A 24,584-nucleotide genomic window follows, 5' to 3' on the forward strand; every position below is an offset into this window, starting at 1 on the left:
GTGAAAAATCCCCCGGGGCTCAGGCCTCGGGGGATTTTTTTATGCGTGGAATATGAAAAGCGGTGGCTGAAGCTTATGCTTACAAAACTATGCCTACAAAAATGCCCTGCCGCGCCTCGCGCTACAGGGCTTTTAACTTTGTATGGCGAGCGAACTAGCCGCAGATCGCTTCCAGCGCCTCTATCAGGCTATTCATCTCATCGTCAGTGCCGATGGTAATGCGCAGGAAGTTATTAAGTTCAGGGGTATTGAAGTGACGTACGAGAATGCCGCGCTCGCGAAGGTCCGCAAACAGTTGAGCGCCTGTATGCTCAGGATGTTGGGCAAGCACAAAATTAGCCTTGGAGGGCAATACCTCAAATCCTAATGCTTCAAGACGCTGACGGGTGCGTTCACGGGTTGTAATAACGCGCTCCCGGCTTGCGTCAAAGTGCGCTTTATCGTCAAGTGCAGCAATACCTACAAGGCTTGCCAGGCTATCTACCGGGTAGGAGTTAAACGAGTCCTTAACGCGGAGCAGGCCATCAATCAACTCCACTGAGCCAATGGCGTAGCCCAAGCGTAAGCCGGCCAGGCTGCGCGATTTGGAGAACGTGCCCGTCACCAGTAAATTCGGATAGCGATCAATCAATGCAATCGCGCTTTCGGCGCCAAAGTCGACATACGCTTCATCAACTAATACAACGCGATCCGTTACTCGCTTGAGTAGTGTTTCAATATCCTCAAGCGAATGCGCATGCCCGGTAGGCGCATTCGGATTGGCAAAAATCACTCCGCTACGCGCCGACGCGGTTCCCAGCGCTTCCAGATCAACTTTCCACTGCTCATTGAGTGGATGAGTGCGTAGCTCAACGTTATACAGGTTGGCGTATACCGGATAAAAACTATAGGTAATCGACGGGGCATCAAGCGGTGTGCTGTGACAGAAGAAGGCTTGAAAAGCCAACGCTAGCACCTCATCTGAACCATTGCCCACAAATACCTGCTGGCTTTCAACGCCATACGTTTCAGCAAGTTTTGAACGCAGTGCGGCAGACGTTGGGTCGGGATAGAGACGCAAATGGTCGGTCGCGTAGTCACGCAGTGCTTGGCCGACGCCCGGCGCTGGCGGGTAAGGGTTTTCGTTAGTGTTGAGCTTGATAATACGCTCACGCGGCTGCTCCCCAGGTATATAAGGGGTTAGCGCTTTAACAGCGGGACTCCAGTATTGGCTCATGTGGGTAACCTGATTATCCTTGCATAATAGGCCATGGTCGCTTGATGCTCGCTTAAGCGCAAGCATTCCCCTAGCAATCAGGGGTGTGCGTTGCACCTTGTAACGGTTATGCTGTCATAATCGCGCGAAAGAAATGTATGACCAACACGATAAGGAGACACCCCATGCAATTCAGGAGTTTGCTAGCCGGTTCGGCTATGTTGGCATTGTTGGCAGGCTGTGCGACCGGCGGCCCTTCGGCCCAGGAAAGTGACGCAGGCGTTAGCGCGTCACAACAGCGCTACCAAGGCACACTGCCTTGCCGTAACTGTGATGGTATTGATCTGGACGTTACCATGGTGGGCGAAGAAACAAGCACACCTGATGAGCGTACTTTCACTCTGGATGCGACGTATCGCAATCACCCTCAAACGCCTCCGCCTGAAAACTACGCAGGTAACTGGGAAGTGTTGAGCGGCACGCCGTCTGATCCCGATGCCTCTGTGTACGAGTTGACGCCCAGTGGCGACGGCCAAATTTACTACTTTCAGCGTATTGATGAACGTACGCTGGAGCTAATTGATCCAGAGCGTCGTCGCTTTGAAAATGGCGAAATGTTGCAGCTACAGCGTCAGTAAGTAAGCAGTAACATCCTAAGGCGGCCATTGGCCGCCTTTTGTATTTTATAGTCTGGTAATAGTGACAAAGAGTTAACATCAACGGGAGTATCAGCGCGGTGGCTAAAGCCAAAAGTGCCTTTGTATGTACCGAGTGCGGCGCGGAGTATCGCAAGTGGCAGGGCCAGTGCTCCAGTTGTAACGAGTGGAATACGCTGAGCGAGATTCGCTTGGCCAGTGCGCGGCCCGGAAGCGGAAGCAGTGGGTCAGGTCGGGGAGGTTATGCGGGTGACCTCTCCCGGGATGTGGTTGATTTAAGCAACGTCGACCTAAGTGAAGTGCCGCGGCTAAGCTCCACCTTTAATGAGTTTGACCGTGTGTTGGGCGGTGGCTTGGTGCCGGGTTCTGCGGTACTGCTTGGGGGCAACCCTGGTGCGGGCAAGTCCACGCTACTGCTGCAAACGGCCTGTAAGCTGGCCCAGCAGCGGCGCATTTTGTATGTCACCGGTGAAGAGTCATTGTCTCAGGTCGCCATGCGCGCCCATCGCCTGCAGCTGCCTACCAACGGCTTGAAAATGCTTGCGGAAACCAGCGTTGAGACTATCCTGGCCGTGGCTGAGCGTGAGAAGCCTGAAATATTGGTGATCGACTCTATCCAAACCATGCATCTGGAGGATATTAGCTCGGCGCCGGGCGGGGTGGCCCAGGTACGTGAGTCCGCCGCTGCGCTTACCCGCTTTGCCAAGCAAACCAATACGGTGCTGTTACTGGTGGGCCATGTCACCAAAGATGGCACACTGGCAGGCCCCAAGGTACTGGAACATATGATCGATGCGTCGCTTTTGCTGGAAGGTGGCGCCGATTCCCGCTTTAGAACCCTGCGCGGTCAGAAAAACCGCTTTGGTGCGGTGAATGAGCTGGGCGTCTTCGCCATGCTGGAGCAAGGCTTAAAAGAGGTTAAAAACCCCAGTGCCATTTTTCTCTCGCGCCAGGAAGAGCAGGCGCCGGGCAGCCTTGTCATGGTGGTGTGGGAAGGCACTCGCCCTATTCTTGTCGAAGTACAGGCGCTGGTTGATGAATCCGCCTTGGGGAACCCACGCCGTGTGGCCGTTGGGGTAGACCAAAACCGTTTAGCCATGCTGCTGGCCGTGCTTAACCGTCATGGCGGCCTTTTTACCGGCGACCAGGATGTTTTCCTGAACGTGGTGGGCGGGGTAAAAGTATTGGAGACCAGTGCGGACCTGGCCGTACTGCTCGCGGTCGTCTCCAGTCTACAAAACCGCGCGTTACCCAAGGAGCTGGTAGTGTTTGGCGAAGTGGGGCTTTCTGGTGAAATACGCCCGGTACCCAGTGGGCAGGAGCGTATTGCCGAGGCCGCCAAACACGGTTTTTTACGTGCGATTGTACCTCGTGCGAATGCACCCAAGCAGTCACCCAAGGGGATGGAAGTCATTGCCGTCGATAAGCTTAGCGACGCGCTAGAGGCGCTTTAAGTAGGCTACGCTATAAGAATTGTTATTAAGACTGTTATAACAACTGTTCTAAAAACATGCAGTGCCAAGGAGAGACACAATGAGTTCAATTCGCCTAACCCAATACAGTCATGGTGCAGGCTGTGGCTGTAAAATAGCTCCGGATGTACTGGACAGTATTCTCGCCAAAGCGGGGCCGTTAGCCGGGCATAAGCAGCTCATTGTGGGCAATCAAGGGCGCGAAGATGCCGCTGTCTACGACTTGGGCGATGGGCGAGGCATGATTGCCACTACGGACTTCTTTATGCCGATTGTCGATGACCCGTTTGATTTTGGGCGAATTGCTGCCACGAACGCCATCAGTGATATTTACGCCATGGGCGGTACGCCGGTCATGGCGCTGAGTATTCTCGGCTGGCCATTAGACAAGTTGAGCCCGGAGATTGCCGGCGATGTCATTGCCGGCGCCCAGGGCGTTTGCCGTGAGCTGGGTGTCGCCTTGGCGGGTGGCCATTCGATTGATGCGCCCGAGCCCATTTTTGGCCTGGCAGTGAATGGGCTGATCGACCTGGACAAGCTAAAGCTCAATAGCCGCGCTAAGCCGGGTGATCTGCTGTTTTTGACCAAGCCGTTAGGCGTTGGGCTGCTGACCACCGCAGAGAAGCAAGGCCTGCTGGAAGCAGGGCATCACGGGTTGGCTCGAGAAACCATGCTTAAATCCAACCGTATCGGCGTCAAGCTGGCTGATGTAAAAGGCCTTAATGCCATGACCGACGTTACCGGGTTTGGCTTAGCGGGGCATTTGTCGGAAATATGCAGCGCAAGCAACGTCATGGCCCAGATAGATTTTCGCCGCCTACCTCGGCTGGCTCAGGCAGAAACCTATCGTCGTCAAGGGGCCGTTCCCGGCGGCACACGGCGCAACCGCGATGCCTTAGGTAAAAGCTTGCCTGATATGGATGAAGCTCACTGGCAGTGGCTATGCGACCCGCAAACGTCAGGCGGCTTACTACTAAGTGTCGACCCTGCTTGGCAGGATGATGTTGAACGCATTGGCCGCGAGTTCGGCTTATCGCTTCAGCCGTTTGGCGTCATGAAAGCCCGTGAGAGCGAGGCGCTGATCGAGGTGGTGGGATAGTGCTTGAGAGAGCGCTTGAAACAGTACCTGAAACAGTGCCTAAGAATGAGCTTGAAACGATACCTGCATCGTTACATTTGATCAGCGAAGCGCGACCCCTGATTGATGTGCGTGCCCCGGTAGAGTTCGCCCAGGGAGCGCTGCCGGGGGCGGTGAATCTTCCTTTAATGGTCGATGAGGAGCGCCGTCAGGTGGGCATCGCCTATAAGCAGCAAGGTCAACATGCCGCTATCGCGTTGGGCGAGCGGTTGGTTAGTGGTGATATCAAGCAGGCTCGGGTAGCCGCATGGCAGGCTTATTTGGCCGAGCACCCGGATGCGATTATTTATTGCTTTCGCGGAGGGTTACGCTCGCAAATTGCCCAGCAGTGGCTTAACGAGGTAGGCATTGCTAAACCGCGTATTCGCGGCGGCTGGAAAGCCATGCGCCACGCGCTTTGCCAGCGCATCGACGTAGCGGCCGAACAGCCCATGCTGGTAGTTGCCGGGTTAACCGGATGCGCTAAAACCACGTTGATCAATCGGCTGGATAACGGGGTTGATCTGGAGGCTTGCGCTCATCATAAAGGTTCTGCCTTTGGTCGCAGGCCCGAAGCCCCTGCCACGCAGATTGATTTTGAACATGCGCTGGCAGCGCGGCTACTGGCCCTGCCGGGAAAGCTGGTCATTGAAGACGAGTCTCGCCAGATCGGTAACGCCAATATACCGCTCACCTTCTGGCACGCCCTACAAAAGGCACCGCGTGTGCGCATTGAAATGCCGCTCGATTGGCGACTTGATCAACTCCTGAACGACTACATTATTGAGCTGGAAAAGGAGTACGCCGCACACTTCGGGGCGCAGCAGGGCTGGGAATTAATGCAACGCCAGTTGGGCAACGCATTAATCCGTCTTGAAAAGCGCTTGGGTAACGCGCGCTTACAGCGTATGCAACGCTTACAGGCACTGGCTTTTAAGGCCCATGGCGAAGGCAACCCCCAAGCGCATGAAGCATGGCTTGCACCACTTCTCACTGAATATTACGACCCGCTTTACCGCTACCATCTCGAAAAACAGCGCACGACAGCGGTGCCAGAACTTCACGTGGGGGATTGGGACAGCTGTTGGGAAGCCGCTAAGCAGTGGAGCGCAGCGGCTATCTTTCGGCGTGGTTAGCTCACTCTAAGCCATTGAGTCATGACGCGATCAAGCAGCGGTGCCAGCCGATGAAAGCGCGTTGCGTCTTCAAGGATCTGGCTACTTTCCTGGCGAAAGCGGTCTGCCGCGGAAGAGGTAGGCGTAGTGGGCTCGGCATGCTCAAGGCGCTTTTTCACATTGGAAAGCGTTACCTCAAAAAGGCATAGCAAACCGATGACGCGGCCACTGTCCCAGCTAAAGCCTTGCAGCGGTGCCGCCGCACTGCCGCCCAACGGCAATGCATTGTCGGGCAAGCTAAATACATAACGATGCCACATAAAAGCGTCAAACTGCTCGGGTAAGTCAAACGGGCTTTCTGGGGCCAGCGATACGGTATGCCAACCTCTTTCGGGATACGTACCTGGAGCGATGATTGCCTCAAGTGCCTGAGCGATCCACAGGGCCCCCAGGCCAATGCCCATCAGGGGCTTTTGACCATCCAGATAACGGTTAATCAATTTGTTTTCGGCTTTAAACCAGGCTGGCGGCTGATCTATAAACGTTTCAGGGCCATCCAGCACGATTAACGCATCGCTTTCTGCCGGACGAGGCGTTAACTCGCCGGCATAAAGATGAAAAATGGTGTAACTATGTCCCATACTGCTTAACCAGTCCGTTAAGCGGGCGGGAGCATGATCAGCGCCGTGCTGAAGCAAATGAATATGCATGGTAATCTCCTCGCCGGCCGTACACAGTAAAGGCTGTCAGTGTTAATGACAGCGCGAGTTCGACCATAACGTATTGCCCCCATTTCACCAATATCACGCGTTAGGAAATCAGTATGGCGTCCAAGCCCCCAGGATTTTATCAGCAGTTGCAACTGCTTCCGCTACCGGCTCAGCAAGCGTTTATGGCTGCATTATGTGAGCGCCTGCTGCCTAATTATGCCCTGTACGAGCAGACCACTGGCCAAGGGGATATTCACACGCTGCGTACCGTAATTAGCCTGGTTTGGGAGCGCTTAAGCGTGCCCAACGCGAGCATTGATTTTGCGCGTCAGGCGGAAAAATTGGCGGAGTGCGAGCCGCCTGCTGACGATGAAAGTTTTGGTGCGCGTCGTGCGTTGGACGCGGTGGTTTCCCTGTCGGCGTTGTTGGACACACTGCAAGGCGACTCTCCCGAAGCCGTGCTGGATGTGAGCCGTACGTCACGTGCCGGGGTACGTGCCTTTATCGAACTTACTGAAGGCGAAGAGGATGCCCAAAAGCTTGCTTTACTGATTCGGGACCATCCGTTAATGGCCGACGAAAATGATTTTCAGGACGCGGTTTTGGAAGCGGTCAGTGAACCGCTAAACAAAGCCGCGCTTAAGGAAATACGCACACTAGGGCGTAACGACGGTATTAGTAATCTGGGCCTTAGCCTTGAGGAAGATGATGAATGAGGCTTGGCCTGCCTAAAAGCGCAGGCCTGCGGTTACCATCATGCCAGCGGTGCCGAAAATGATGAGGTCAGACTCAAGCCGCCCCCACTGCATACCAATGCTGGGCAGCAGGGCGGGTGCGGTTTCAAGGTGGTTGAGAGGGATTTTGTCCCGATACTCACCTTTATAGCCATGCAGGAGCCCACCGGTGAGTTTGGCCCTGACGTTAATCTCTTTGAACTGCCAAAGGGGGAATTCACGCCCGGCATAAACGTACCAGGTGGGCTGATTATACGAGTTTTTAAACCACGCCGTACCTGCCAACCAACGCTCCGGGTTATGTAACTCAATGCCGATCAAATTCTGCTGATTGTTATGATCTGGCTGTGGATCAAAGTGGCGGGTTAACAGGCTGGTTTGCACCAGCGTATGGTCCAGCTCAAGCGTCGGAGGCCAGTCCGGTAAGGTGAAGGCTGAGGCAGATGCGCTCAGCCATAAACCAGTTAGCCCTCCCAACCATGGGGAACAACGGGGCATGTGATACTCCTAAAAAGGGACTGGGCAACAAACATGTTACAGACGCATCTCGATACCGCGCTCTGCCATATAGCGCTTTGCTTCAGGGATCGTATGCTCTCCAAAGTGGAAAATACTGGCGGCCAGCACAGCATCCGCACCACCTTCCAATACGCCGTCCACCAGGTGATCCAGATTGCCCACGCCGCCAGATGCAATCACTGGCACGCTCACGGCTTCTGAAATCGCGTGGGTCACGCCAAGGTCAAAGCCGATTTTGGTGCCATCACGGTCCATGCTAGTGAGCAGCAGCTCGCCCGCGCCAAACTCGACCATTTTTTTGGCCCACTCCACCGCATCAAGCCCGGTTGGGCGGCGGCCGCCATGTGTGAAAATCTCCCAGCGCGGCGGCTCGCCTTCACTGGAGACGCGCTTGGCATCAATCGCCACCACGATGCACTGGCTGCCAAAGCGTTCCGCAGCTTCGCGAACAAATTCAGGATTCGTAACGGCGGCGGTGTTGATCGACACTTTATCCGCGCCTGCATTCAGCATTGTACGAATATCATCACAGCTGCGAATACCGCCACCCACCGTCAGCGGAATAAACACTTCCCCTGCGATGCGTTCGACCATTTCGACAGTAGTGTCGCGGCCTTCGTGGCTAGCGGTAATATCCAGAAAGGTAATTTCATCGGCGCCCTGCTGATTATAGCGCTGGGCAATCTCGACCGGGTCGCCTGCGTCACGAATGCCGACAAAGTTGACGCCTTTCACCACTCGCCCAGCATCAACGTCCAGGCAGGGGATTATACGCTTGGATAAGCTCACGCACCGCCTCCTGTTAGCTGGTCGCTAAGACGTTGTGCTTCAGCCACATCCAGACTGCCTTCGTAAATGGCACGACCGGTAATGGCGCCTAAAATACCGCTATCGGCGACATCGCACAGCGCTTTGATGTCATCCAGGTTGGTCACGCCCCCAGAGGCGATGACCGGCAAGCCGCCTTCGCGAGCCAACTGAGCCGTTGCTTCAACGTTAACGCCTTGCATCATGCCGTCACGGGCAATGTCGGTATAGACGATGCTGGAGACGCCGTCATCAGCAAACCGCTTCGCCAGGTCGACGGCTTTAACGCTTGAAACTTCTGCCCAGCCGTCGGTGGCCACGAAGCCATCTTTAGCGTCCAAGCCAACAATCACGCGACCAGGAAAAGCGCGGCACATTTCACCCACAAACGCGGGCTCTTTAACCGCCTTGGTGCCGATAATCACGTAGGATACGCCTGCATTCAGGTAGTGCTCAATGGTTTCAGCAGTACGGATGCCGCCGCCAATTTGAATGGGCAGGTTGGGGTAGGCACGTGCGATGGCTGTCACGGCGTCGCCATTGACCGGCTTACCTTCAAACGCACCGTTCAAATCGACCAGATGAAGGCGTCGCGCGCCAGCTTCTACCCAGCGCGCGGCCATAGCGACCGGGTCATCGCCGTAAGAGGTTGCATCATCCATACGCCCCTGTTTCAACCGCACACACTGGCCGTCTTTGAGATCAATCGCAGGAATTACCAACATAACTAAACCTCTTAGGGTGTCCAGGTGACAAAGTTTTCGAGTAAGCGTAGGCCTGCTCGGGAGCTTTTTTCTGGGTGGAACTGTACGGCAAAGGTGGCATCGCGGCCAATCGCCACGTGGGCACTGACATCGCCATAATGCGTGGTGCCAAAAACCTGGGCATCGTCGGCAGCATTCACGTAATAACTGTGCACAAAGTAGAAGTGCTCGTTGTTATCAATGCCTGCCCATAGCGGATGGTCATGGCTTTGTTCCACCAGGTTCCAGCCCATATGTGGCACTTTTAAACGCTGTTCGTGCGCGTCGCGCATCGTGGTCGGAAAGCGATCCACGCTGCCCTTGAAGAAGCCCAGACAGTCGACGCCGCCGTTCTCTTCGCTTCGCTCCATTAACATTTGCTGGCCCACGCAAATGCCCAGCAACGGTTTCGCCTGACGCGTTAGCACATCATCAACCAAGCCACGCAGCTCCGTGCGTTCAAGCTCACTCACACAGTCGCGAATAGCACCCTGGCCTGGCAGTACCAGGCGGGTGGCGCCTAAAATGCGCCGCGGATCACGGGTGATAATGACGTTCTCGTGCGTTACATGTTCAAGCGCCTTCGCGACAGAATGTAGATTACCCATCCCGTAGTCGATTACCGCAATAGTCATGAAGCGCTCCTTGATCGAGTGAACGAACGGTTACCTGAGCTGTTTACTGTACTGATATATGCACTGATATAGGTACGACAGCCCGCCATTACAGGCTCCCTTTGGTGGAAGGCATCTGCCCCGCCATGCGTGGATCTTCTGCCACCGCCATGCGTAGGGCGCGTCCAAAGGCTTTAAAAATTGTTTCGGCTTGGTGGTGAGCGTTAAAGCCTTTCATGTTGTCAATATGCAGCGTGACGCGCGCATGATTAACGAACCCTTGAAAAAACTCCCAGAACAGCTGGGTATCAAGACGGCCTATGGTGGCGCGCGTAAATTCGACATCCATATAAAGGCCGGGCCGACCAGAGAAGTCGATCACCACGCGGGAGAGTGCTTCATCCAGCGGCACATACGCATGGCCATAGCGATAAATGCCGCGCTTGTCGCCAATCGCTTCATTAAACGCCTGGCCCAGAGTAATGCCCAGGTCTTCAACGGTATGGTGTTCATCAATATGCAAATCGCCTTTGGCGAGGATATCAAGGTCTATCATCCCGTGGCGTGCAACCTGATCAAGCATATGATCCAGAAAGGGAACGCCCGTCTCGCAGCGAAGGTGGCCTTCGCCATCCAGATTGACGCTGACGGTGATCTGGGTTTCATTGGTATCACGGCTAACCGTGGCAATACGCGCTGCCATGTTGCATCTCCTGCGCTCTAGCGCATTCTGAAGGGAAGGCGATGGGTCGCACTGTTTCATCGCTCTGTTATTAGGACATATATCTGCGGCAAAGCGAACATTATAGAGAATCGGCGCCCCCATCCGCTACAATGCGCGCAATGTAGCCGCCCTTTTAGGCATTAAAAATGGCAGTTTTGCTGCTTTGGCGAAGAGGAGTTCATCATGCCGGTGACACTGGAGCGCGTCGACCAAGCCTGTTGGGAGAGCGATGAACAAGTGCGTCTCGATTTGATGCGCATTTATGAGGATGCACCGAAAGAGCGAGTGCCTGCTCAAGCGGTCCTGCCTTTTATAGAGCAACATCTAAAAGCGAAGCACTTTTTTGCCTGCGCGCACTTTAATGATCGATTGTTGGGAGCGGTGGCTATTCAAGAAGGACAAGACCGGGCATGGTGGCTTTCAGAGCTCTGTGTACGCAAAACCACACGCCGCCGCGGCGTTGGCTCGCGGCTAATGGCGCTGCTGGGTGAACAGGCCAAGCAAGAGGGGCGTAAACTGCGTATTGACATCTCAGCGCTACCGTTGGCCGACCAGGTGCTGCTCTCCAAGCTTGGCTATCGTCCTAGCACCAGTGCCGAAAGACCCACATCGGACCAACCTCTTACCAGCAATTTTGTTGAGTTAGACCCACAAGGGAAAGGGTAATGAAACAGTTATTACGTATTTTGCTGGCTGCTGTCGGCATTCTCGCCATTGTAGGGGTGGCGGCGGTGGTTTATGTGACCACCTTTCTTGACCCCGAAGATTTCAAGCCACGCCTGACGTCCGTTGTGGAAGAGCATACGGGGCTGCACCTGGCGCTTGATGGGCCGATCACATGGTCTTTCTATCCACGCATTGGGGTAAGCGTTGAGCAAGCGCGCGCCTGGCTGCCCGAGCAATCGGAAGAAGATACATCGTTTGCTTCTATACAGCGCGCCGAGGTCAGCGTCGCTTTTGCGCCATTATTGCGTGGTGAAATTGCAGTTGACGGCTTAACGCTGAACGGCATGCGCCTAAACCTTGAGCGGGACGAGGCAGGTGAAGGCAACTGGGAGCCGCTGGTCGAGCGTTTGGCTGAAGGTAGCGATGAAAAAGCACAAACTGTGCTGGCGCCAGCAAGTGCAGGGCCGAATGCCGATGCGGGCAATCTTTCCGTTGTATTGAACATCGCCAGTGTTGAAGTAAAAGACGCCGATATTCGTTTTCGCGATGCGCAAAGCCAAGCGTTGTGGCGCCTGCAGTCGCTGAATGTTTCCGGCAGCAACGTCAATCCGGTAAGTCCTTTCCCTTTAAAAGCCATGTTTACGCTAACCAAGCATAATCGTTTGGATGCTGAAGTGCTGGAGCGCACGCCGGATTTAACCACTGATATTGACCTTGAAACACGCATGCGCCTTAAGCTCGCAGAAGACAGCGTGGTACTGGAAAATACCCGTTTAAGTACAAACACACGTTTGCACCCAGACAGTGAGCCCCAGCGGCTTGGTTTAAGGGCGGCTGAAATCGTCGCACGTATGGAAGAGAAGCAGTTAAGTATTACCGAAGGCGTACTAGAAGCTGGCTTGCAGGACCCTGAAAAATGGCAGGGCAGTTTAGCGTTGGCGCTAGCCTTTGGTTTGGAAAGTAACTGGCAGGCGCAAACCGCACAGCTAAAGGAGCTACAGCTAACCGGGCCTGATGGTCTGCGCGTGAGTGGCCACCTGAATGTCGAGCAGATGTTTGATGCACCTCAATACCGTGGCCAGATGACCGCCGCGCCTTTTACGCTGCGTCCGTGGCTGACTCGTGCAGGCGTTGAATTGAATACCACCAGTGAAGCAGCGCTTAGCGATATCGCCATGACCAGCCCCATTGAAGGGGATGAGCAGCACGTATCGCTACCCCGGCTATCGCTGGTTGTCGATGACAGCACCTTTACAGGGCAAGTTGCTGCCGCGCTGGATGGGTCGCAGCTAACGTTTGATCTGGAAGGCGATAACCTGAATGTTGATCATTATCTTCCAGGTCCCGCAACGTCTCAGCAGGCAAGTTTAGGCTTATTGCGCAGGGCGTTTGCCCAGAGTGCAGAGACGTTGCTGCCGCAAGCATGGCTCAGTGAGTTGTCAATGGAGGGCGACCTACGTGTCGATACACTTCTGCTGGGAGGTCTTACCTTTAATGACACGCGCTTGCAGCTACAAGGTGAGGAAGGCCTTCAGCAACTGACCGCCTTTGACGCACGCTTTTATGACGGAGAACTTAGTGCTTCAGGCCAGTTGGATGCCCGCGAGCGGGTAATGGAGTGGGCGCTGGTCCCGACCATTAATAATGTGCAAATGGCATCGCTGATTGAAGCGCTCAGTGATGAGGACGAGCCCTCTCCGCTGAGAGGGCGCTTGCATCTGGATGGCGAGCTAACGTCCCGTGGCAATACCCGTGAAGCGTTGGTCAGCAACCTGAATGGACAGTTGGATGGGCGCCTTAATGAAGGTGCGATTTTAGATATTAATATTTCTCAGCAGATGTGTGAACTGGCAGCCCAGGTAGAAGGCGAAGGAACCGTCCGCGACTGGCATAACGATACGCGCTTCGAGCGTTTTGATGCGACGTTCCAGATACGTAATGGCGTCATGAGCAGTGACAACCTGAACATCACCCTGCCGGGGATCGAAGTTAACGGAAAGGGCGAGCTGAATTTCAACAGCCTGAACTTTGATACGCGTGCAGATGCACGGTTAGCGAATACCGCCGATGCTGCCTGTGAAGTGAACCCTCGCCTGGAGCAGTTGCCGCTGCCCGTTCGCTGTGAGGGCCACATTGGCGATGTAACCAGCGAATGGTGCCGCATTGATCGAGAGGCTTTTCAGACCGCCGTGGTTAACCTGTTGCGTAACGAAGCTGGAAACCGTGTGACTACGGAACTTGAGGAGCGCGTAGGCGGTTCGTTGGATCAGTTGGATGAGCGCTTGGGTGAAGGCGCCGGCCAAAACCTTCGCGAAGGTATTCGCCGCCTCTTCAACTGAGCATTCCTATAAGTCAGTCTGCGCCGGCTAAATGCCGGCGCTTTTTTATTGGTATACGCTGATTGGCTCATTTAGCCAAATACGTTACGAACACGCTAGCGAAGGAGTCCCAATGGCTGATATGCCAACCCCAAGGCTTGAAGCAAGCGAGTTTTATCGCCGCCTGCTTACCTGGTTTGACCAGTATGGTCGGCACGACTTGCCTTGGCAGTCGCCCCGTAGCGCTTACCGAGTGTGGGTTTCGGAAATTATGCTTCAGCAGACCCAAGTGGCGACAGTGATCCCTTACTTCGAGCGCTTTATGGCTCGCTTCCCAACGCTTGAGTCGCTCGCTCTCGCTCCTCAGGATGAGGTGTTGCACTTATGGACCGGGCTTGGTTATTACGCCCGGGCGCGCAACCTGCATAAGGCCGCTCAGCTGGCGCTGGAGGCGCACAACGGCGAACTGCCCACTGAAAGTGTCGATGCGCTAGTCGCTTTGCCTGGCATTGGGCGATCAACGGCAGGCGCGATTATCGCCCAGAGTACCGGCAACCGAGCCGCCATTTTAGATGGCAACGTAAAACGCTCGCTAACGCGATTACACGCTATTCCTGGCTGGCCCGGTAAGCCTGCCGTCGAACGAACGTTGTGGGCGCTGGCCGACTACTACACGCCGTCCACACGCTTAGCGGATTTTACGCAGGCGATGATGGATTTTGGTGCCACCTTGTGTAAGCGCAGTAAGCCTGACTGCACATGCTGCCCGTTTAATGATGTATGCCTGGCGTACGCTCAGGGTGAGCCACAGCGCTATCCTGAATCCAAACCCAAGAAAGCGTTGCCCACTCGCTGTACGATTATGCTCCTGCTACGCGATTCCCAAGGGCGCGTCTGGTTGGAGCAGCGCCCGCCTAGCGGTTTGTGGGGCGGGCTATGGAGCTTGCCGCAATTCGACACGCACAGTGAACTGAACGACTGGCTTGAACAACACGTTGTATCGCCTAAACGTGAGACGGCCATGCCAGGCTTCCAGCATACCTTTAGCCATTTTCGTCTTGAGATTACCCCTCAGCCGGTTTCCTGCGATAGGCTGAGTGAGGTAAGAGAGCACGGGGTGTGGTTTGATGTTAACCACCCCCGGGAGCTTGGCTTGGCGGCACCTGTCAAAGCGCTGCTGGGTCAACTGGCATCTTTTACCCTTAACTTAGCGCCCGGGCGTGTATAAGGCCTTGGACGTTACTGTCCACCAAGGAGTTATCAATGAGTAATACGGTTTTTTGTCGTAAGTATCAAAAAGAGCTGCCAGCGCTTCCGTTCCCGCCGCTACCCGGCAAGCAGGGCCAGGAAATCCAAACCACTGTATCCAAGCAGGCGTGGGAAGAGTGGCAGGCGCTGCAGACCCGTTTAATCAACGAAAAGCACCTGAATATGCTCGACCCGGAAGCGCGCGCCTACCTGATGGATCAAATGCAACGCTTCCTGAATAACGAAACCACCGATCAGGCCGAGGGCTATGTGCCGCCTACGCAGGCTTAATCAACGGCTCAAGCAGGCGGAAACCCCACGAATTACGGGTGTTTCAGCCCTACGCCGTTAGTCGTAGAGTTACCCTAAGCGACGGTTAGAAAAGAAAGTTTCACAAAGGTGTTGACGAAAAGCTGAGTTTTTAGTTTAATACGCACCGTTGGCAGCGGCCAGATAGCTCAGTTGGTAGAGCAGGGGATTGAAAATCCCCGTGTCGGCGGTTCGATTCCGTCTCTGGCCACCAAACGTTGGGGTATCGCCAAGTGGTAAGGCACCGGTTTTTGGTATCGGCATTCCCAGGTTCGAATCCTGGTACCCCAGCCATTGCCAACAAGATTTCTTGTTGATTGCAGAGCCTAACAGCAAAGCAATCATTTTCTCAAGAAAATGTGAAGCGCCGACATAGCTCAGTTGGTAGAGCAACTGACTTGTAATCAGTAGGTCCCGGGTTCGACTCCTGGTGTCGGCACCATCAGAAGATGGTTAAAAGTAACACATTAGAGAATTAGATTAAGCCGTCCGAAAGGGCGGCTTTTTTGTGCGTGCTATAAAAATAAACATAAAGAAGTAACGATAAAGGCAGGCATAACGTCTACTTAGCTTGCGCGACGAGTGCTGGCAAAAAGATGAGTAAGGTTGGTGCTGAAAATGGCGGGCTAATAATGTAGCAGAGGTTATCTAACATGGATGATAAGGCCGTCCGTGGCCTGTCGCGCGTCCTTGATCCTTTCGCATATTGCTTTCCGAAACCCTTCCATGGGCTGGCGCGACTCAAGTGAGCTACTGCGATCCGTAGCAGGTACGATTCTAACGGCTTTAGCAGGAAATAATGTAGTCTATCGCTGATATTTTTGTAAGCATTCTCTTACACAGATTCCGCATTGCGTTTATTTTCAATGTCTTATGATCGTCATGTTGGGTTTTCGATAAATAAAAAATAGGCTTTCTGGTAGCTGCTTGACCATCATTTCCGGCTTGGGCAGCGCTGGTATTCATTTTTCCGACCTTGGCACCCCGCAGCTGCAAAACAGGAGCAGGAAGCACCATGGCCCAACTAATTCTCGTGAGTATGCAAGAAGGTTGTTTTAACCATCGCTTTCACTCTATTACTTCCAGCTTTATCTAAAAATAGTTATACGAAAAAGTTACGTAAGTTAAATAGTAAGAGGGTGCGTTCTCTTTATGTCTTTGCTTACGGTAGAAGCAAGCGTTGTTAGTTCCGTGTTGTTTTATCTTGGTGCTGTATTTTAATAACAACAAAACAACGTGGCGACAAAGATTAAAGATTTCCATTATCTGTCGTATCTCTTGAAATGGCTTTGGGGTTAGCTACGCTCAAATTACTCGATTGGTTAATCGAGTTAATGATTGATATGTTTTTGCCGAAAGCATGAAAAGGAGATGAATCATGGCTAATGATCGCAAAGATAATGGAATGAGTCGCGAACAGGCAGGACAGAAAGGTGGTGAAGCCACCTCAAAAACTCATGGTAAAGAATTTTATGAAGATATCGGCCATAAAGGTGGCCAAAAGAGCGGAGGTAACTTCGCTAATGATCCGGAGCGAGCTTCCGAAGCCGGTAAGAAAGGTGGAGAGAACAGCCACGGTGGTAATTCCTGATGGCGACCGGTCAGGTTGGTTAGGTTTTACATAACCACTTAGCTTAAACGTTGCCCCTTGTAAATATGCCAGTAATAGCATCTAAGCAAGTTGCTGCTTAAAGGGGAGTGTACAGAGGCCTTCAATACTTAACTAAACGCGATCAGATATTTCATTTGATGGGCTCGCAAGGAAGCGCTTTGTTTAGAAGGAACCGTTAGTAATGAGGCTGGTACTGCGTAACGTTTAAGTCTGCTGCCAGGAAGTTTTCTTCCTGGCAGTTAATCTAGGAGGCCGTACTATGTTCCACCACTCAGCAAAGCTGCAATATCCAGTTAAAGTCGATAAACCTAATCCTGAATTTGCCATGTTGCTCCAACAGGCTATCGGCGGTGTAGAAGGGGAAATCCGGGTAGCAATGCAATATTTCTTCCAGGCAATGGGGGCGCGGGGCGATGATCGCATTCGCGATCTTCTTATGTCGACGGCTACAGAAGAGCTTGCGCATGTCGAAATGCTTGGTCATGCGGTTGCGCTTAACTTGGAAGGTGCACCCGTCTCTTACCAGGAGGCTACCGCAGAAGATCCCGTCATGAATGCCATTCTAGGCGGAGCGAACCCACGCCACCTGTTGTCATCTGGGCTTTCTGCCATGCCGGTCAATGCTAATGGCGTGCCATTCGATATGAGCCACATCTATGCCACGGGTAATGTGGCGGCAGATATGTTGGCGAACGTGACCGCGGAGGCAAGTGGTCGAGTATTGGCATCGCGTCTTTATAATTGGACGGACGACCATGGCATGAAAGACTTCCTCTCTTTTCTGATTGCGCGTGATACCTACCATCAGCAGCAGTGGTTAGCCGTCATTGAAGAGTTAGGCGGACTTGGAGCACACCTTCCGATACCGAACGCTACCCCTGAAGATCACGAAGCCATGCAGCATTCGTACTACTACCTCAATACCTTGCTGGATAAAGAGGCGCCGAAAGGCCGCTGGGCGGAAGGCCCCTCATTTGACGGACGTAGCGAGTTCTCGGCCCGCCAACAGCCAGAGCCGGAAGGCCAGGCGCCTACGCTCGGCATGGCAAAGGAGAAATCGGGCGCTCAGAAAGAGCAGATTGATCCGTCAAAATAAGTCGTTATACATAACTCAGTTATTTAAAAGGAGTCAGCACGATGGAAACCAAGTATTTGGAAAACTGGTTACGTGATGCGCATGCTATGGAAAAGCAAGCTGAGGAAATGCTGGAAAAGCAGGCAGAACGATTAGTTGATTACCCTGAGCTTAAGGCGCGTATTGAGCAGCACTTAAATGAGACCCGCCATCAGTCGGATCGCTTGGAGCAGGCCATGGCTGGTTTGGATATTGATACCTCAGCCCTCAAGGATCTGGGCGGTAAGATAACCGCCTTTAGCCAAGCGCTTGGCGGCATGATGATGGGCGATGAAGTCATGAAAGGAAGTATCGCCTGTTACGCTTTTGAGCACTTTGAAATCGCCAACTATAAAGCTTTGATTCAGGCTGCGGAAAGCGCGGGCCATACGGGCGTCGCTCAAGTATGCAAAGAGATCCTTCAGGAAGAGATTGCCATGGCGGATTGGCTAGCGGATCATCTGGAGTCTACGACCACACAATTTTTGCATCGTGCTGATGACGATGACCAGCGCGCTAAACGTTAAGCGCTATCTATCGAAATTCGTCTAACCTGCTACTTTTTAATGCACAAAAAAGCCGCCTAATGCATGTAGGCGGCTTTGCTCGGTTGGGGAAGGTGGTTTGTTCATCCTTACCTTCTTTCCATGCCAACTTTTCTACAGCAGGTCGCGTGGAATTGTAGACTCCCAGTTTTTGGAAAATACCCGATACTGCCCTTCATAAGCATCCATCTGGGCATGAATAATAAAGTCCGTTTCAGTGCAGCTCAGCACGGTCCGGGTATACACTTCTGTATGCCAGTCATCCCGCTGAAACGAGCTTTCCGTCATCGTTTCGCCACGTGCTGACGTAAAATCATTCCCTACCGTGGTGTAATATTCGCGGGCGCACCGATGAACCTCGGTACCGGTATCGTTAATGCGAAAGCACCCTTGGTCATTGATGACTTCCAACGTTGAATCTTTGGCCGCCAGATCTTGATGCAGCAACCAATTATGCTTGCTGGGTGCCAAGTGAGTGATCTCAAGAGGCGGTGCCGACTGGGGCGCTCCAAAATGCGTTAAGCCATCCCCATGATGGTCTGCGGTACGCACCGGTAGTTTAAGTACGCACTGGTTAAAGGTCATATCCACTTGGGCAGGCTTGGGAGGGAGCCAGGCAAGGGGCCAGTAAGAGGTTGAAATAGAAAGCCGTAATTGGTGTCCTGCGGGGAATTTCTGGGCAATACCGTTCATCTCTATCGTCACCCGGTAGGTGCGATGCGGTTCAAGCGGCGTTGGCTCTGCATTGCTATCACGGTGGGTAAGGTTTAACAGGCCATAGGTGACGCGAGTTGCTTTCCCATCCGGCGCCACATCAGAAAGCCTGACGGCCAACATGGCCTGTGGTTGATTACTGGAAACTTCCAACTCTAAAGAAGGCGTGCCAAAGATATTTAACGACTCGGTTAATGCATCTGTACTAAAAATAAGGGAGCCGCCGTCTTCTTCGCGCTGGTCGCCGGGTAAGTCAGGTGTTGCGGCGTAGGAGCACCATTTGCCGGCTGACAAGCCAACGCTTAACGGCGACTGTAGCCCCATCGTGACAGGCTCAACGTTAGGTTCAGACGTACCAACTGAGCAGGTTTGGGGAGTAAGTCGGTAAGGCGACAAGACAAAACACTGCTCTTGCAAATTACTTGATGGCCACTTGGACTCTGTTAACCAGCGGCCGGGTCTTTCTTCATAAGCGTTGTCAGGTGGTACGCTATCCTGCTCCCAGGCGCGCAGCATGGGTTCATCCATAATGCCGTTGTCATCACCTTTCAGCCAATAATCCCACCAGCGCAGTGCTTCTTGTAAAAAACCAATGGCGGGCCCGGGTATTCCCTGGTGAGGGTACTTATGACCCCAGGGGCCAATTAAACCTTTACGCGGAACATCTAGATGCTCCATTAATCTGAAGACGGTATTGGTAAAACCATCGGCCCACCCACCAATCGCATAAACCGGACACCGAATAGCATCATAATTTTCACACACTGAGCTGGTGGTCCAGTACGCATCCCTGCGCTGGTGGCGAAGCCACTTGTCTATCCAAAGGCCGCTGTCTTCCATGCGTTCATGCCACATGTCCCGCCAGCGGTCGCCTACTATCAAAGGATCCGGGGGCAGGGCGTTAAACGCCAGCATTACGGTCGCTTCCGACAAATTGTCTCCCAGTAGGCAGCCACCCATATAGTGCATATTGTCGGCATACAGGTCGTCGCTTGAACAGAGGCTGATAATGGCTTTGAGAGCAGGCGGCTGTTTAGCAGCGACTTGCAGGCTATTAAAGCCGCCCCAGGAAATACCCATCATGCCGACATTGCCGTCGCACCAGGCCTGGCGGGCAATCCACTCGATCGCATCCACCGCATCAAGCTGCTCTTGCTGCGTGTACTCATCCGTTAATACGCCATCAGAGTCACCGCTACCGCGCATATCCACACGAACACACACATAGCCATGACCAGCAAGGTAAGGGTGATTGGATGCATCGCGGCCTCGCGTAATATCGCGTTTGCGGTAAGGGATGTACTCCATAATCGCGGGAAGAGGCGATGCCAGGCTTGCCTCGGGGAGCCAGATGCGCGCGGCCAACTGCTTGCCATCACGCATAGGAATAAAGACGTTTTCTATCTCGCGGACGTTATAAGGAAAGTCATTGATAACTTCCATGCTACCTCCTTTTAAAGATCCACTTTTTCGATCTCAAAATCTAAAAAATCCAAACAAAATTTATAGTTCTCTTCGATCTCCTCGTGGTTATTGCCGGTGATGTAAAGCGTGCCTAGTCGATAACAAAAGCTGTCCTGATGCAGTAAATCGCCAAGGCGTTGGCCTGGAGCAACATCAAGGCAGACATCGGTGTGCGGTAAGCGTTGTTGAAGCGCCTGTATATTTTCCTGACTAGGCACACGCGTCACGATGCCATCCTCATGGGCGTAGGGAATAAAGCATTTTGCCGCCACAGGCGCCACGCCTTGGCGGTTTAATAGTGAAGGACGTTGTCCCAAGGCAATATCGATAGCTACTTCATGGTTGGACATGCCGTCAACCAGGACAAATATCTCGCTATGTGATTGAGAAATACGTGTATTAACTTCAATCAGCCAAAGATTGTCAGTCGCCTCGTCCCACATAAATTCAGCGTTAAAACAGCCATTATCGTAGCCAATATGGGTAAGAAACATTTTGGCCGTTTCTACCATTTTGTGGTGAACATGTTCAGGCAGGTTGCTTGGATACTCCAAGCGGTCAAAAAGTGTTTGTGACCCATCCGATTTAGGTTGGGAGATAATACCGTGCACGTTGAACTCGCCCTTAAAAACCGTACCTTCAGGCGCGGCTTGTACACCCTTGACGATCTCTTCAACAATGCAGGAGTTACCATCCAGCGCTTGAATCTCCTCGGGCAGGTCAGCATACGCAAGCGCTTCGTTAAAAGGATCGCCCAATTGACGAATACCCATGCGTATTTCTTCAATCGCATGGTCAAACTGCGCCTGATTCTCCACCCTAAACCCCAAGTGAGAAGAGAAGGCCTTTACCGGTTTTATCCAAAAGGGAAAGTCGAGGGCTACCTGGTCAATCGGATTATCTTTGAAAGGATCGACACCACAGAAGGCAGGCACCACATCAGGAATCACCTTTTGCTGCTCCAGGCGGCTCCAGAGCTTATGTTCACACGTTAAAACGCTCTTAATGGAAGGAGAAGGAAGGTCATAATTCTGGCAGAGGAGAGGAACTAGTACGCTGGTGGGGAAGTCCCACTGCGCGATAATGCCATCTATTGACCCTGAGAAGCTGTCTAGTTTCGCCTTGATCTCTTCAAAAAGCTGATTAAACGATAGCTCTTCAGCCTCAACCGCGGTATCCACACTCAGCAGTTCATGAATATTTAATGCTTTTGCCTCACGCAAGGTCTCCATCGCATGACGCTGCTTATCTTCTAGAGCAATTACAAAAATATTACGTTTCATCATTATTCTCTCCGTGAATAAGGTCGTTCTCCTAATGCCGCATAATTAGCGTAAGACAGCTGGTAGCGTTTATCCTTGATATATGTAATTTATTAAAGATCAATCCCTTTCTTTATTAGTTAACTTGCTTATTAGCTACCTTACGGTTAGCTGATCTTTGTTTATGACCCGGTAAGTTTCAGTTTGTTTGTAAACGTAACGCTTTTTTTCAAACCTGCGTTACCTGAAAAGCGTAAGTCGATGATTGATGATAAAAAAATAATATGAAAAAGTTAACAATTGTTAATTTTTATCGCTTAATAGTTTAGTAATATCCTTTATCCAAGTGGGGCAAATAAATAATTCTTGTTTATCTTTTTTTTGTTGACTATATTTTTTTGCCTCTTATCTCTTTTGGTTGTATAAGCTTTTTACCTTTTGGCTATCATGTATAGCTTACGTCTAACTACAAAGGAGTGTAGAAATGGATAAGGTAATGGCAGGAAATTACGATATTATGGACAAAAAAAGCTTTGGCTTTAATGGTGGCACTGATGATTTCGACGCCTTGAATTTTGATATAACACTAGAGAGTGTTCTGGGGTTGTATGGAGATTTGGGCAGCGACTCTTTAGAAAGCTTGCGGTCAACGCGCAAAAAACCGGTCGAATTAAAGAGAAATCAAAAGATGCTCTCATTATGTGATGGCCGGGCCGATATGTTTCTAGTAAAAGAAGGATGGGCGAGCCTTTGCCATGCCACCGATAAGCGAGGTCAGGATATATGTAATGTATTTATGCCTGGCGATATCATCGGTGTTCGAGAAAGCTTTTTTGACAACCATGATATTACTATACTAGCGCTTACTAACTGTAAGTTTGAAAAAGTATCGGTCGAAGATATACATAAACTTTTTAAAAACGATATGGACGTTAGAAAAGCGGTAATGTCCTATATCATGGTCAATGACAATATTACGATTGAACGATTAAGAAGCTGTACGCACCACCGTTCTGAAGAGCGTGTTGCCCACTTTTTATTAGAAATTTATACACGGTTCTGCTTTAAAGGGTTGTTGAAGACCAATATTTACGCATTTCCTATTACCCAGGATGTGGTAGGCGAGCTATTAGGCATTACTAGTGTCCATGTTAGCCGCTGCATGACCGCGCTGGAGCAAAAGAAGTTTATACGTAAAACGAGGAGTAGTATTAAGCTCCTTAAGCCGGAGGAAATGGCGGCAGCAACAGGTTTTGATAGTGAGTTTATTTATGGTCATGTTCTTATAGAGTAACGCTATATCCGTATTTGAGTAGCTATATGTTACGGGTTTTTAATGAAAGAGTTACGATAAATGATCAGTGAATCGTATTCTCTTTTGGTTGGTTTTGTTAAACTGTTGGCGTAGTTGTTTTTTGGTTTGAATGTTGGTCGTCTAGAATGAAATTGCCACTTTCTAAAGCCCTCTCCACTGGAGAGGGCTGTTGGCATGACTTGGATAGCATGCAACCGCATGGCTTATTTAAGTTAGGAAAGTGCATTCAAGTCAGTGCTAACAATCCGTTAAAGCGTCAATGTGATGGCAAGGATGCTTTCTATCGCCGCGGTCCAAGTATGAAAGCTGGCCAGACATTTAAATAACGAAAGATGGTGTTTAATAGAGCAATAAGCGATCTTTTTTGAGTTCTTGCAAGCTAAAGGTTTGTTATCTTTAGTGTTGGTGTTTTCAGTAAGCTTTGGGTGGGTGTTGCAGGTGATTAATAAGTTTGTTTAAATTTTACTTTGTTAAAGAAGGTTGAAACGTTAAAAATAACTTAAGTGATGTTGGTTTAATCCACGTTATAAAGGCTGTGTTATGCCTTGCAGAGGCGGATAAGTTAGCTACCTTGTTATGGCAATGACATTGATCTGAAATTTAATCATACAAGGAGTGGATTAGATGACAGTCAGCAATCTATCTTTTCATAATGTGACCGCCCATAAGCATTACAGCGAGTTAGCGGATTCGCCCTCTTCGCAACATGCGAAATTTTATGATCCCTATCCATCGCGCTTGGCACAGCCTCCTCAAGCACTTTGGCAGGCGCGTCAGGACGCCGTTGTAAAAGGGCGTCACCTGTCAGGGCCTTTAAGCGAACCTCAACTGGATGAATTTGAACGTAAAGGCTTTTTGTTTATCCCGAATCTGATTAGCGGTAGTGAGCTTGATGAGCTACGTGCTGAGATGCAGGCACTTATGAGTACGGATGCTTACCGCGATAAAGACTTCAGTATTACTGAGCCTGAAAGTAACGAAATTCGTTCACTGTTTGCGGTACACCACCTTTCCGAACGCTTGGGCGCACTGGCCAGAGATGAGCGCGTGGCAGGTGCTGCTCGGCAGGTGATTGGTGATGATCCTTATGTGCATCAGTCACGGATTAACTACAAGCCGGGGTTCGCTGGTAAGGGCTTTAACTGGCACTCGGATTTTGAGACCTGGCACGCTGAGGATGGTATGCCCGGCATGCATGCAGTGAGTGCGTCCTTGATCCTGACCGATAATCACGAATTTAATGGCCCGCTGATGCTGATTCCTGGCTCGCACAAGAAGTTTGTGCCCTGCATGGGGGAGACGCCAATGGATAACCATAAGCGTTCGTTGAAAGCGCAGGAAGTGGGCGTGCCAAGCCCAGAGGCTCTCACTGAACTGGTTGCCGAGCACGGTATTGAAGCGCCGAAAGGTAAGGCCGGTGGGCTATTGCTGTTTGATTGCAATACACTGCATGCCTCAAACGCTAACTTGTCGCCGGACCCGCGCAGTAACGTGTTCTTCGTCTTTAACCGCCCCGATAATCGCTGCCGCGAGCCGTATGCGGCCCCGCAGCAGCGTCCGGACTTTCTGGCCCATGACCCAGGCCAAGAGTGGCGAGTCGATAAGTGATTG

23 protein-coding genes and 3 tRNA genes are annotated in these 24,584 nt (G+C 51.9%); 17 read left to right on the forward strand and 9 right to left on the reverse strand.

What is annotated here, in order from left to right:
• Positions 1-154: 154 nt before the first annotated feature.
• Positions 155-1,216 carry a histidinol-phosphate transaminase gene (gene hisC / locus ACT3T7_RS12095; protein ID WP_444631170.1) on the reverse strand — a complete coding sequence of 354 codons (1,062 nt, stop codon included), beginning with the start codon at positions 1,214-1,216 and terminating at the stop codon, positions 155-157.
• A 164-nt stretch (positions 1,217-1,380) separates the two neighbouring features.
• Between hisC and ACT3T7_RS12100 the strand changes: the two genes are divergently transcribed.
• The 4 genes from ACT3T7_RS12100 (at position 1,381) to mnmH (ending at position 5,576) form a co-directional block, all read left to right on the forward strand.
• Positions 1,381-1,833, forward strand: coding sequence for a copper resistance protein NlpE N-terminal domain-containing protein (locus tag ACT3T7_RS12100; protein ID WP_172118886.1), 453 nt, complete (start codon positions 1,381-1,383; stop codon positions 1,831-1,833).
• A 98-nt stretch (positions 1,834-1,931) separates the two neighbouring features.
• On the forward strand, positions 1,932-3,305 hold the full coding sequence (gene radA, locus ACT3T7_RS12105; protein ID WP_172118885.1) for a DNA repair protein RadA: 1,374 nt from the start codon (positions 1,932-1,934) through the stop codon (positions 3,303-3,305).
• Positions 3,306-3,384: 79 nt separating this feature from the next.
• Positions 3,385-4,422: a selenide, water dikinase SelD gene (selD, locus tag ACT3T7_RS12110; RefSeq protein WP_444631171.1), complete on the forward strand. Its 1,038-nt coding sequence runs from the start codon at positions 3,385-3,387 to the stop codon at positions 4,420-4,422.
• The gene (gene mnmH / locus ACT3T7_RS12115; RefSeq protein ID WP_444631172.1) at positions 4,422-5,576 is read left to right on the forward strand and encodes a tRNA 2-selenouridine(34) synthase MnmH; all 1,155 of its coding nucleotides are present in this window, start codon (positions 4,422-4,424) and stop codon (positions 5,574-5,576) included. Before selD ends, mnmH begins: the two co-directional genes overlap by 1 nt.
• On the opposite strand, the gene ACT3T7_RS12120 is transcribed toward mnmH, so the two are convergent.
• Positions 5,573-6,265: a type 1 glutamine amidotransferase gene (locus ACT3T7_RS12120; protein WP_444631173.1), complete on the reverse strand. Its 693-nt coding sequence runs from the start codon at positions 6,263-6,265 to the stop codon at positions 5,573-5,575. The genes mnmH and ACT3T7_RS12120 overlap by 4 nt on opposite strands.
• Before the next feature lie 113 nt (positions 6,266-6,378).
• Between ACT3T7_RS12120 and ACT3T7_RS12125 the strand changes: the two genes are divergently transcribed.
• Positions 6,379-6,981 carry a YjaG family protein gene (locus ACT3T7_RS12125; protein ID WP_193054347.1) on the forward strand — a complete coding sequence of 201 codons (603 nt, stop codon included), beginning with the start codon at positions 6,379-6,381 and terminating at the stop codon, positions 6,979-6,981.
• 12 nt (positions 6,982-6,993) lie between these two features.
• On the opposite strand, the gene ACT3T7_RS12130 is transcribed toward ACT3T7_RS12125, so the two are convergent.
• From ACT3T7_RS12130 to hisB, 5 genes are all read right to left on the reverse strand, one after another.
• Complete coding sequence (locus ACT3T7_RS12130; protein WP_193057404.1) at positions 6,994-7,497, reverse strand: hypothetical protein; 504 nt, start codon at positions 7,495-7,497, stop codon at positions 6,994-6,996.
• 36 nt (positions 7,498-7,533) lie between these two features.
• Positions 7,534-8,307, reverse strand: a complete 774-nt coding sequence (gene hisF, locus ACT3T7_RS12135) for an imidazole glycerol phosphate synthase subunit HisF (RefSeq protein WP_193054345.1) — start codon at positions 8,305-8,307, stop codon at positions 7,534-7,536.
• The gene (gene hisA / locus ACT3T7_RS12140) at positions 8,304-9,050 is read right to left on the reverse strand and encodes a 1-(5-phosphoribosyl)-5-[(5-phosphoribosylamino)methylideneamino]imidazole-4-carboxamide isomerase (protein ID WP_087108555.1); all 747 of its coding nucleotides are present in this window, start codon (positions 9,048-9,050) and stop codon (positions 8,304-8,306) included. Before hisA ends, hisF begins: the two co-directional genes overlap by 4 nt.
• Positions 9,051-9,061: 11 nt before the next feature.
• On the reverse strand, positions 9,062-9,703 hold the full coding sequence (gene hisH / locus ACT3T7_RS12145) for an imidazole glycerol phosphate synthase subunit HisH (protein ID WP_193054344.1): 642 nt from the start codon (positions 9,701-9,703) through the stop codon (positions 9,062-9,064).
• An 88-nt stretch (positions 9,704-9,791) separates the two neighbouring features.
• Positions 9,792-10,385 carry an imidazoleglycerol-phosphate dehydratase HisB gene (gene hisB, locus ACT3T7_RS12150; protein WP_172118877.1) on the reverse strand — a complete coding sequence of 198 codons (594 nt, stop codon included), beginning with the start codon at positions 10,383-10,385 and terminating at the stop codon, positions 9,792-9,794.
• A 204-nt stretch (positions 10,386-10,589) separates the two neighbouring features.
• On the opposite strand from hisB, the gene ACT3T7_RS12155 reads away from it, so the two are divergent.
• From ACT3T7_RS12155 to ACT3T7_RS12200, 10 genes are all read left to right on the forward strand, one after another.
• Complete coding sequence (locus ACT3T7_RS12155; RefSeq protein ID WP_444631174.1) at positions 10,590-11,072, forward strand: acetyl-CoA sensor PanZ family protein; 483 nt, start codon at positions 10,590-10,592, stop codon at positions 11,070-11,072.
• Positions 11,072-13,411, forward strand: coding sequence for an AsmA family protein (locus tag ACT3T7_RS12160; RefSeq protein WP_444631175.1), 2,340 nt, complete (start codon positions 11,072-11,074; stop codon positions 13,409-13,411). Before ACT3T7_RS12155 ends, ACT3T7_RS12160 begins: the two co-directional genes overlap by 1 nt.
• A gap of 112 nt (positions 13,412-13,523) precedes the next feature.
• A complete protein-coding gene (gene mutY, locus ACT3T7_RS12165) occupies positions 13,524-14,618 on the forward strand; it encodes an A/G-specific adenine glycosylase (protein ID WP_444631176.1) in 1,095 nt (364 codons plus the stop codon).
• A 35-nt stretch (positions 14,619-14,653) separates the two neighbouring features.
• Positions 14,654-14,929 carry an oxidative damage protection protein gene (locus ACT3T7_RS12170; RefSeq protein WP_172118873.1) on the forward strand — a complete coding sequence of 92 codons (276 nt, stop codon included), beginning with the start codon at positions 14,654-14,656 and terminating at the stop codon, positions 14,927-14,929.
• Between the two features lie 156 nt (positions 14,930-15,085).
• A tRNA-Phe gene (locus tag ACT3T7_RS12175) sits at positions 15,086-15,161 on the forward strand.
• Between the two features lie 5 nt (positions 15,162-15,166).
• A tRNA-Gln gene (locus tag ACT3T7_RS12180) sits at positions 15,167-15,241 on the forward strand.
• Between the two features lie 72 nt (positions 15,242-15,313).
• Positions 15,314-15,389, forward strand: a tRNA-Thr gene (locus ACT3T7_RS12185).
• 936 nt (positions 15,390-16,325) lie between these two features.
• On the forward strand, positions 16,326-16,538 hold the full coding sequence (locus ACT3T7_RS12190; RefSeq protein WP_172117339.1) for a general stress protein: 213 nt from the start codon (positions 16,326-16,328) through the stop codon (positions 16,536-16,538).
• Between the two features lie 280 nt (positions 16,539-16,818).
• Positions 16,819-17,655, forward strand: a complete 837-nt coding sequence (locus ACT3T7_RS12195) for a manganese catalase family protein (protein ID WP_172117340.1) — start codon at positions 16,819-16,821, stop codon at positions 17,653-17,655.
• A gap of 41 nt (positions 17,656-17,696) precedes the next feature.
• On the forward strand, positions 17,697-18,200 hold the full coding sequence (locus ACT3T7_RS12200) for a ferritin-like domain-containing protein (RefSeq protein WP_444631177.1): 504 nt from the start codon (positions 17,697-17,699) through the stop codon (positions 18,198-18,200).
• 132 nt (positions 18,201-18,332) lie between these two features.
• Here the strand turns inward: ACT3T7_RS12200 and ACT3T7_RS12205 are convergent, their stop codons facing one another.
• A complete protein-coding gene (locus ACT3T7_RS12205; RefSeq protein WP_444631178.1) occupies positions 18,333-20,375 on the reverse strand; it encodes a CocE/NonD family hydrolase in 2,043 nt (680 codons plus the stop codon).
• An 11-nt stretch (positions 20,376-20,386) separates the two neighbouring features.
• On the reverse strand, positions 20,387-21,682 hold the full coding sequence (locus ACT3T7_RS12210) for an ATP-grasp domain-containing protein (protein WP_444631179.1): 1,296 nt from the start codon (positions 21,680-21,682) through the stop codon (positions 20,387-20,389).
• 460 nt (positions 21,683-22,142) lie between these two features.
• Here ACT3T7_RS12210 and ACT3T7_RS12215 point away from each other — a divergent pair, with 460 nt between their 5' ends.
• Both ACT3T7_RS12215 and thpD read left to right on the forward strand, forming a co-directional pair.
• The gene (locus tag ACT3T7_RS12215; protein ID WP_444631180.1) at positions 22,143-22,952 is read left to right on the forward strand and encodes a Crp/Fnr family transcriptional regulator; all 810 of its coding nucleotides are present in this window, start codon (positions 22,143-22,145) and stop codon (positions 22,950-22,952) included.
• A 645-nt stretch (positions 22,953-23,597) separates the two neighbouring features.
• Positions 23,598-24,581 (forward strand): ectoine hydroxylase, encoded by a 984-nt coding sequence (thpD, locus tag ACT3T7_RS12220; protein ID WP_193057393.1) that lies wholly within the window; start codon positions 23,598-23,600, stop codon positions 24,579-24,581.
• Positions 24,582-24,584: the final 3 nt, after the last annotated feature.

Origin of the sequence: Halomonas sp. 111, assembly GCF_052379685.1 — a bacterium.
Taxonomy (GTDB): Bacteria; Pseudomonadota; Gammaproteobacteria; order Pseudomonadales; family Halomonadaceae; genus Vreelandella; species Vreelandella citrativorans.